Origin of the sequence: Aeromonas sp. ASNIH8, from assembly GCF_002919855.1 — a bacterium.
In the GTDB taxonomy this organism is placed as follows: domain Bacteria; phylum Pseudomonadota; class Gammaproteobacteria; order Enterobacterales; family Aeromonadaceae; genus Aeromonas; species Aeromonas caviae.
Genome location: NZ_PQLN01000201.1, coordinates 1 through 1,993, shown reverse-complemented (window position 1 = coordinate 1,993; position 1,993 = coordinate 1). Strand labels below are relative to the sequence as shown.

4 protein-coding genes are annotated in these 1,993 nt (G+C 61.4%); 3 read left to right on the top strand and 1 reads right to left on the bottom strand.

What is annotated here, in order from left to right; translation table 11 throughout:
- On the bottom strand, window positions 1-220 hold a 220-nt coding region (locus C3418_RS23380), incomplete at its 3' end, for an IS5/IS1182 family transposase (protein WP_024176516.1).
- Between the two features lie 363 nt (window positions 221-583).
- On the opposite strand from C3418_RS23380, the gene C3418_RS23370 reads away from it, so the two are divergent.
- The 3 genes from C3418_RS23370 to C3418_RS23360 all read left to right on the top strand — a co-directional run.
- Window positions 584-1,015: a MerR family transcriptional regulator gene (locus C3418_RS23370; protein WP_103859371.1), complete on the top strand. Its 432-nt coding sequence runs from the start codon at window positions 584-586 to the stop codon at window positions 1,013-1,015.
- A gap of 54 nt (window positions 1,016-1,069) precedes the next feature.
- The gene (locus C3418_RS23365) at window positions 1,070-1,675 is read left to right on the top strand and encodes an NAD(P)H-dependent oxidoreductase (protein ID WP_103859370.1); all 606 of its coding nucleotides are present in this window, start codon (window positions 1,070-1,072) and stop codon (window positions 1,673-1,675) included.
- A gap of 130 nt (window positions 1,676-1,805) precedes the next feature.
- Window positions 1,806-1,993, top strand: a 188-nt coding sequence (locus tag C3418_RS23360; protein WP_181023087.1) for a transposase domain-containing protein, incomplete at its 3' end; no start/stop codon positions are given.

Sequence of the window (1,993 nt, the reverse complement as noted above, 5' to 3'; positions counted from 1 at the left end):
CGCTCAGGTTGTACCAATGCTGCATGCAGTGAATGCGTAGCATGGTTTCCAGCGGATAAGGTCGCCGGCCATTACCAGCCTTGGGATAAAACGGCTCGATGACTTCCACCATGTTTTGCCATGGCAGGATCTGCTCCATGCGGGACAAGAAAATCTCTTTTCTGGTCTGACGGCGCTTACTGCTGAATTCACTGTCGGCGAAGGTGAGCTGATGACTCATGATGAACCCTTTTTCATGGCTCCAGATGACAAACATGATCTCATATCAGGGACTTGTTCGCACCTTCCCTAGCAGGCTGAGTTTACGACGTGCTACTTTCTCGTTGGTGGTCATACGGTGACTCCGGATAACACGGTAGGGGTACCGTTTTGTTATCCGGTTTGAAGCCGTATGACCACTCCCTTTTGTGGGCAACTGTCAGGTGAATACCATCTCCATACAAGCAGACTTACCTGACAAGGTGGGTGTCCTCTGTCAGTCATCCCCTGTCAATGTAACTCTCTTCTCCCCCTCGGGGATTCAATCCCCCCTGCCACTGGCCTATAGTGAGCCCCTACTCGAACAACCTTTGCGAGCAGCACCATGTATATCGGCGAATTTGCCCGGCTGGCGGGCACCACCCCAAAGGCGGTCCGCCTCTACGAGCAGCTCGGGCTGCTGCCCGAGCCCAGGCGGCACGGCAAGTATCGCGTCTACCGGGCCGAGGATCTGGAGTGGGTCGGCTTTATCCGCGAGGCCCAGCGGCTTGGCTGCAAGCTCGGGGAGCTGGTTCCCCTGCTCGCGGGCGTCACCAGCCTCGACCACTTCCCCTGGCAAAGGGTGGAGCAGCTTATCGCGGACAAGCTGGCGCAGATCGAGGCGGAGGTCGCCAGGCTGCAACGCCAGCATCAGGGCTTGAGCCAGTGCGCCACGCTGCTGGCGCAGCACCCCTGCCGCTATGGCGCCCCGGTCCGGCAATCCCCCGACGGGCGGGATCATCCCGCCGCCGCGGATCGGGGGCAAAAGGTGGCTTGACTCTGTCCCATGGGACAAGGGGTGTAATGGGGGCTCACTTCAAGGAGCCATACCATGACCCCCAACCTGCTTGTTCTCAACGGCAACCCCAAACCCGACAGCCTCTGCCACGCCCTCGCCCGGGAGTATGCCCGCAACGCCGAGCAAAGGGGCGCGCGCGTCACCCTGCATCACGTGGGGGAGCTCGCCTTCGCGCCGGATCTTCACCATGGCTATGACGAGGTGCAGCCCCTCGAGCCCGATCTGCAGGCGGTGCAGCAGAGTCTGGTGCAGGCCCAGCATCTGGTGATCGTCGCCCCCATCTGGTGGGGCCACCTGCCAGCCCGGCTCAAGGGACTGCTGGATCGCACCCTGCTGCCGGGTTTCGCCTTTCGCTACCAGCCGGGGAAGGCGCACCCGGAGCAGTTGCTCGCCGGCAAGACGGCGCGCCTGCTGCTCACCATGGACAGCCCCCCCTGGTATTACCGCTGGTGGCAGGGTGCCCCCCTGGATCGCACCCTGGACAAGCCGGTGCTGGGGCTGTGCGGCATCCGGCTGACCCACCGCCAGCATCTGGGGCCCGTCCACACCTCGGATGAGGGGGCCCGCCAGCGCTGGATCAGCCAGGCCGGGGCCGCCGCCCGCCAGGATGTGCGGCGGCTGGGCAGGCGCCCCGCCTAATCCCTGCCATGGGCATGTGTTGCCCATTAAAAAGCCCCGCAATTGCGGCAATGCTGATCAGTTAAGGATCCATTGACCGATCCTTCTGCTGTAGGACAATCCGGAACCAATCACTGGTTCCGGATTTTTTATGTCTATTGCAAACGATCTGAACGATGTTGTTGAGGCATCTGGCGACATGCTGGCTCGGCTGGCCATTTTTGCCGACCATATTCCCGACGAATGGATTACTGCCGCTGCCGCCTTGTCTGAAAAGGCCACTATCCGCCGACGCCGCTTACCTTCTGATATGGTCTTGTGGCTCGTCGTGGGGATGGC

Excerpts from the sequence above, each read along its gene's own strand:
- C3418_RS23365 (WP_103859370.1), top strand. The coding sequence starts at position 1,070 with ATGACCCCCAACCTGCTTGTTCTCAACGGCAACCCCAAACCCGACAGC.
- C3418_RS23370 (WP_103859371.1), top strand. The coding sequence starts at position 584 with ATGTATATCGGCGAATTTGCCCGGCTGGCGGGCACCACCCCAAAGGCG.